The following is a 7,060-nucleotide window of genomic DNA, read 5'->3' on the forward strand; positions in this document are numbered from 1 at the left end:
TGCCCTCTACTCAAAAAGGCTCCCTACGTTTGTAATGCCTGTCCGAAAAAGAGATTGAACTGTGGATACCAAAAACAGTTCTACTACGCCAAAAGAGCTCAGCTTGATTATGAAGCTAAGCTCTCAGAGTCGAGAACAGGCGTTGCCCTAAACAAGGAAGAATTCTATGAAATGGACGCTATTGTCTCTTCTGCCATCCAAAAGGGACAACACCTCAACCATATCATCGCCTCCAACGAACTTTCGGTATCCAGAGCTTCTATCTATCGTTACCTTGAAAAAGGATATCTGTCCACAAAACCTATTGATTTCCCTCGTGTCGTGAAATTCAGAAAACGGAGAACAAGAGATCTTCCTCCTATTCCTAAAACTGCCAAAGAAGGACGGTCCTACGAGGACTTCCAACGCTTTCTCACTAAAGAAGGCATCAGCTATTGGCTAGAAATGGACACCGTTACTGGACGGATGGGCGGAAAGGTACTTCTCACTTTTAACCTCTCCTTCTGTAACTTTATCTTTGCTCGATTACTTGATAACAAAACGGCCAATGAAGTCGCAAAACACCTCTATATCATCAAGAATGACCTGCACCAGAAAGAGATAGACTTCTGCGAACTATTCCCTGTCATTTTGACCGACAATGGTGGTGAATTCGCTAGAGTGGACGACATCGAAATGGATGTTCGTGGTGAATCAAAGCTCTTCTTCTGTGACCCCAATCGCTCCGACCAGAAAGGGAGAATCGAGAAGAATCACACGCTTATCAGAGATATTCTCCCTAAGGGAACTAGCTTTGACAACTTGACACAGGAGGATATCAATCTGGTTTGTTCGCATGTCAACAGCGTCAAACGAGCTTCTTTCAACGGAAAATCGGCTTATGAACTCTTTACATTTACCTACGGTGAGGAATTGGCAACACTTCTGGGCATCTCTAAAATTGACCCTAAGAACGTCATCCAATCCCCACGATTATGGGATAAATAATCGCTAGTTTTTATCAAAAAATAATTTCAAAATAGAAAGGAACTTGTCCCATCCAAAATTCCAGATAACTAGAACTTACTTTGAGACGTCTCAGAGCCAGTAACTTTAGTGTACCCTTTTTTTCAACAATTTCAAGCCCAAAACACCCTTGAAGCCTCATTTTAGGCAAAAACAGAACTTAGTCTGAGACTAAATTCTGTTGGTTTTATGCAGTTTTCTCAGAGTAACTTCTGGAAGGACGGGAACTAGAAATTACTTTGAGAATTTACCAAGTTATCAGCTTTACCTATTTCAATGCTCTACCAAGTCTAATTGACATTTAAGTCATAAGAAATAGCCTGCCCCTATACTGTCAACTCATTTTTCTTAACCAGATTATCCAAGGCACAATTATAAGAATAGTGCTGCGATGAACAGCCGGAAGAAAATGCTTGGTACTGCTATGCAGCTACTTTCCTAATCCTCCTTCTGTAAGCATAGACAACCAAGGCAAACCCGATAAACAGAAAAATCAAACTAATCACATCAATAGGTAGGACCACAATTAAACCAGCCACAACAAGACGCGACAGCATGGAACCGATTTGAAAATAAGTATTAACACCACCACTTATCATGGCTAACTTGTCCTCAGGCATACTATTTGCAATCAAGGCAGCAAACTTAGGATTAATAGCTCCAGCTAAAATGGTGATAAGGAAAATCGTTGCATAAACACCATGAATCTCATGGATATAGATAAAAAAGAAGAAAACTGGTACGAGTAACGTTACCAAACGAATAGCTAGCGTCAGATCTAGCTTTTTCAGAACAGTCATGGCAAGAATATTACCCAGAATACCACCAAGGAGGTTGAAAATAGTCAACAATGCCAAGGTCGTTACCGCATTTCCGATAATAAAGTGCTTATCCTGACTGATAATAACAGGAATGATAATAGTTACAACATTCAGCACACCATTGAGAACAGGAACCACTACCATAGACTGACGCATTTCTGGTAGTTTGAGACATTCACGCAGGGCTAGCTTCATGCTGTTCCACATATCCTTAACCAGATTACCTTTGACTTCTTTTGTAATTTCCAGAGGGCGTTCCACCAATAATTTTTCAAGACTGGGTTTCAAACCCAGCATTATCAAAGCACAGAGGGCAAAAGTTCCTGCATTGACAAAAGCTAACGCTTGATAACTCATGACCGTCACCAAGGCTGCGCCAGCCGATTGAAAACCGATATATAATATAGCAGCTGCGGCCTGACGAAAAGCGTAACTATCTGAGCGATCCTCGTCAGCCACTACCCGTAAACTCAAAGGTGTGTAGAGACCGTTTTCGTACTGACCCGCTAAGTCGGACAAAAAATTGATAAAAGCTGCCAGAATGACAATCCACAAACTTGGTTTAAAGCCGATAACAACACCGATTAAGAGATAAATTCCCGTCCGAAAGTAAAGTGTTTTCAAAATCGTCTTAATCTTATCAGTTGTTCGGTCTGCAAAATACCCCATAACAAAACCTGCCAATATAGGCAGCGTTTCTGAGATACTGACAATTGAAATGGCTAACTTAGCATCCGGCAGCTGCAAAACATAAGACATCAGCGCTAGATAATAGACAACATCCCCAAAATTAGATAGCATATCGTTGACAAAAGTCAGCATGTAAAGTTTGTTTTTCAAAAGCTTTTTCATAATATCTCCTTATATTTTTGGAATTTTCTGATATTTGTTTTTCAATAAAAGAGCAGAAAACAAGAAAGATTTTACTGCTCTAAAAGGGCACTTAAAGATACATAATTGTTAGGTTTGAAAAGACCATATCGGCGTTAATAACTAAAGTCTTTTCACAATCTAAATGACTAGGTTCCTGATTAACCTTGCTAAAGACTTGGTCTCCTTTGATTGCAACCTTCCAAGTTGATGGCACATAAAGGATTACACTTGAGAATATAGCATTGACTTCATAAGTTGCTGTTTCTCCAACCATATCATTCTCTTCAAAATAAACCGTTGAATTTCCAAAGATGAGATCCATAGACTCTCCTGAAAGAATCCTGCCAGATGTCCGTTCCTCGGAGGCCGTCCATTTTTTTTCAATTCGAATTCGCTCACTTTTGTTCCAGTTAATCAGTGATTTGTCCTTAGGCTTAAAAATCAATTGCAGACCGCCAATCACCAACATAGCTACTAAAAATAACAACCAACTCGAAATACTATACCAGTGGAAAATGCTATTTAACTGACTCAAAGCTAAAATAAGGCAAGCTAATCCAGCAAACCAGCTTCGTTTCAAGAGACAAACAATAGCACATCCCCCCAAGAAAGCAATCCACAAAATCGTCCAAACTGGAATGTAGGCAAGTCCTAACTGTTCTTGAAAAAGTAGGAAACCAGCCAGCAAAATCAACCCTATTCCCAAAAAAGTTCGTTTCATATTTTACCTCGTTTCTTGTAACTTCTCTTTAAGTAATTGATAATAATGTCGCGACGCGTGCACCTGCTTGTGAGTCTCATAAAAACGAATGGTGCTAGTTCCTGAGAATGATTTATCAAGCGAATAAATGCTACGCGTATTGACAATAGTTGCCTTAGCCACCCTGCAAAAATATGAGGGCAAATAATCTTCCAGCTCATAGAGTTTGAGTTTCACCTCATAAGCATTATCTCTTGAATGCCCATAGATTTTTGAACCATCCGTTTCAAAAAAGAGAATGTCTTCAATTTTTACGAAATACTCACTGCTTCCTTTATAAAATACTAAAGGTGCTCGACTAAGCTGGGAAAGTGCCTTTTGAATTTGTGCTACTTGTTCATTTAGTTGACTGGTTTTTATGATAACTTCAACATCACTACAAGTATCATCCAAATCAATCCGAATCCTCATCGGCTTCCTCCCTTCATTGCTATAACTATTATAGCAAGCTTTATTCGTAAAACAAGGGCTTTTCAGTAAGTGGTAAGATTTGAACAGTAAGTCGTACCAAAAAAGAACCCAAGATGACTTGAGTTCTAATGTCTAATTTTAGAAAAGATTTCCTAGCAATGTGCCACCATCATCATCTCCGCCACCAGTCACAATATGATTTCCGATAACTCGTGAGAATGTTTCAATATTAAGACTTTGCACGTAGATTTCACCGTAACCATGGAAAGTATTGACAATGCCTTCTCCAGTACCGATGGACTGCAAGAAGCCATTCTCAAGATGAATGTCATAGTTGAGATCTTTACTCCAAGCAACGACATGAGCATTATCAATAGTAATACTTCCACCGTTCAGTTCGAGTTTCTTGATAGAACCAAAACTATTAGCCAAAAGCGTGCCCTCTCCCTCAGTTGTCATGACAAAGAGTCCTCCTTGTCCACCGAAGAAGGCGCGGCCAACAGACTGACGTTCCATTTTGTACTGCGCTGAGCCATCTAAAGCCAGAAACGCACCATCATTGAGGCGGTACTGCTTAGTTCCTAAATCAAGGGCGATAACCTGACCAGGCATTGATGGCGCAAGAGCCAATTTACCATCATCTGCATTTGAGATTGCTTGGGTGATAAACATAGACTCGCCAGAAGTAAAAGAGCGACCTATGGCTCCCATCAACTTCCCAAGACCAGAACCACGTCCGTTAAGGCGAGTATTGAGAGTGACACTTGGTGTGTGGTAAACCATGCTTCCTTGTTGGATATAAGCTGTCTCCCCAGCTTCTAGGGCAATCTCGACTAGAGGAAATTGCATATCACTATCAATTGTGTACTTCATTCGGTTATCCATAATCGGCTCCTTTTGTATGTTTGTTTCGATACAATTATTTTAACCTTTTCCTAAATAACTGTCAAATGAGAAATGCAGCCTTATCTAAACTTTAGAACCTGTATTCACAGTTCAGTACCTCCACCTAAGGCTAGTTTTTGAGCTACTCATCGTTAGTTTTTTCAAAATACAGTCAGTATTCTCTCAAAAAACTGCCTTGATTAGCGAAAAACTATCTCTTATCTATAAGCACTTCACTTGTGAATGCAGGTTCTTAGAATCAAAGCAAGGAGTTATCAAGAAATTAAACACATGCTATCTACAGCTTTCATTTTGAGTGAGTCTTACGCTTTTATTTCACTATAAAACTTACCAGTAAGAATTCGTTCTAAATTTGCTTGATGGGTAGGGATCATATTTTCTGGTAATTGTTCAATAGAAAACCAAGCAAGTTGGGCACATTTTTCGCTTTCTTGAATCGTTGGAATCCTATCAAAGTAGTGAACTGAAAAATAAAAATACAAATAAGTTCTTTCTGGAAAAACGACTTGTGAGATATGCTTCAAAGTAGGTTCATCCTCAGAAATGCTAATTCCTAATTCTTCACGACACTCTCTGATCAGTGCTTGTGTTGCTGTTTCACCCTTTTCAACATGACCTGACCCAGCAAAATCCCAGTATCCATCTTTATAACCAGTATTTTGCCGCAATTGTAGGAGTACCTTACCATCTTTGTATATCATAGGGAGTACCGCTGAGAACGACTGAAACCGCTCTGCCATTTCTAAATCACCTCCGTCATACGCCCCGTATCAACATCATAGACTGCACCTGAAATGTTAACATCATCTGGTATTAACGGGGACTGGCGCAAAATCGCCATATCCTCACGTACACTTTCTTCGACATCAGTAAATGGAAGAAAATCGTGACCGTGAACATCTACTCCCAAATCACGTTGGAGTTGATCTGCAAAAGCATCATTGGTAAAAGTCTGCGCGCCACAGTCTGTATGATGAAGAACAACGATTTCTCGAGTCCCCAACTGTTGCTGAGAAATCACAAGTGAACGAATCATGTCATCTGTCACGCGCCCACCAGCATTCCGCAAAATATGAGCATCCCCTAAAGCAAGCCCCAATGCCTGAGCAACATGTAATCGAGAATCCATGCAGGTCACGATAGCTACTTGGGTTTTAGGTTTAATTGGCAAATGGGCTGTTCCATGAAGATCCGCATAGGCCTGATTAGTTTTCAAAAATTTTTCAAAATATGACATGGGAGCCTCCTTTACTAGTTAATGGTCTCATTTATAAATTTTATCTATCTTAGCATTTTTAGAGATATTTGTCATGAAGAAGGGTCTGGTTTCATAATTTTTCAAATTATATACAGAAGAATGAGAGGTGGAAGGTCATACATCAATGACTATTTTCGTCTTTCTTCAACTTTACCTATGAAATACGGTTTCTTGTAATATCAAATGAAAAAGGTTGCCCGTGCGCGCCCTTTTATTATAGGGGGGTAACCAAAGCGTCGAAAGATTAGGAGTGACAGTCATTACTGTTCCTAGAGCCGGCCCACTGACTAACTCAACAGCCCCCTTTAGAAAACCCGCACTCGCTCTATTCAAGGGATTGGGATGAGCTTTGATATCTTTGTCCAGCCAGCCTATGGCACCTGCTTCCAAGTCATGGATAAAGCTTTGAACAGGGTGATGTTTTTTCCAAGCGATTTCCTTAACCTTGGCAGCTTTCTCTTGGGCCTGCTTAGCCGATTCTTCTATATAATTATAATTTTATTCCCCCTGGTGCTAGTTAACTTCAAAAAACAATAAAAAGCCCAAATGGACTATACTGTAAGTGATGAAACATACAGGAGGTTAGTCCAAATGAGCCACTTACAGTATACTGCTAAATCTCATCATTTGCAATGGAATGTACGCCAATTATCACAAATTTGTCATCACTTCTACCAAAATTATTGCCCAGATTCCTTCAAATATCGACGTAATGTTGGCTTAGTCAAAGTTTCGGATGAATCAATCCTTGTCTTGCTTTTGTTACAAGCTGAACTAGGCATGACATCACAACGCCATTTCTACACCATCTGCCCCCTCTTTCCTTGTGGTCAGTTACTAGANCGAAGTCGTTTCAATCGTCGGTCTAGACAATTGATCTGGCTAGTCCAATTAATCCGAAAAGCTATGAGTGACATGCTTCCATCTGATAGGCTAGCCATTATAGATAGTTTTCCTTTGCCACTTTGCCAACTTGTTCGCAATCACAGAGCTACCATTTTTAAAGGATTAGCCGATATTGGTTAC

General features: G+C 39.9%; 8 protein-coding genes. 2 read left to right on the forward strand and 6 right to left on the reverse strand.

All coding sequences use genetic code 11. From position 1 onward, the window contains the following. The coding region (locus tag A3I7_RS0110560) for an IS30 family transposase (protein ID WP_018376731.1) at positions 1-987 on the forward strand (987 nt) is incomplete at its 5' end. Positions 988-1,427: 440 nt separating this feature from the next. Here A3I7_RS0110560 and A3I7_RS0110565 read toward each other — a convergent pair. From A3I7_RS0110565 to A3I7_RS0110590, 6 genes are all read right to left on the reverse strand, one after another. Beyond that, positions 1,428-2,678: an MFS transporter gene (locus A3I7_RS0110565; protein WP_018376732.1), complete on the reverse strand. Its 1,251-nt coding sequence runs from the start codon at positions 2,676-2,678 to the stop codon at positions 1,428-1,430. A gap of 91 nt (positions 2,679-2,769) precedes the next feature. Next, on the reverse strand, positions 2,770-3,420 hold the full coding sequence (locus tag A3I7_RS0110570; protein WP_018376733.1) for a LiaF transmembrane domain-containing protein: 651 nt from the start codon (positions 3,418-3,420) through the stop codon (positions 2,770-2,772). Positions 3,421-3,423: 3 nt separating this feature from the next. Next, positions 3,424-3,870 (reverse strand): LytTR family DNA-binding domain-containing protein, encoded by a 447-nt coding sequence (locus tag A3I7_RS0110575; protein ID WP_018376734.1) that lies wholly within the window; start codon positions 3,868-3,870, stop codon positions 3,424-3,426. Positions 3,871-4,008: 138 nt separating this feature from the next. After that, positions 4,009-4,758 carry a TIGR00266 family protein gene (locus A3I7_RS0110580; protein ID WP_026217230.1) on the reverse strand — a complete coding sequence of 250 codons (750 nt, stop codon included), beginning with the start codon at positions 4,756-4,758 and terminating at the stop codon, positions 4,009-4,011. Positions 4,759-5,078: 320 nt separating this feature from the next. After that, a complete protein-coding gene (locus A3I7_RS0110585) occupies positions 5,079-5,516 on the reverse strand; it encodes an NUDIX domain-containing protein (protein WP_018376736.1) in 438 nt (145 codons plus the stop codon). Positions 5,517-5,518: 2 nt separating this feature from the next. Beyond that, complete coding sequence (locus A3I7_RS0110590) at positions 5,519-6,013, reverse strand: beta-class carbonic anhydrase (protein WP_018376737.1); 495 nt, start codon at positions 6,011-6,013, stop codon at positions 5,519-5,521. A gap of 612 nt (positions 6,014-6,625) precedes the next feature. Between A3I7_RS0110590 and A3I7_RS0110600 the strand changes: the two genes are divergently transcribed. Then, positions 6,626-7,060: hypothetical protein (locus A3I7_RS0110600; RefSeq protein ID WP_018375773.1), on the forward strand; the 435-nt coding region annotated here is incomplete at its 3' end.

Source organism: Streptococcus orisratti DSM 15617 (assembly GCF_000380105.1).
Lineage (GTDB): Bacteria > Bacillota > Bacilli > Lactobacillales > Streptococcaceae > Streptococcus > Streptococcus orisratti.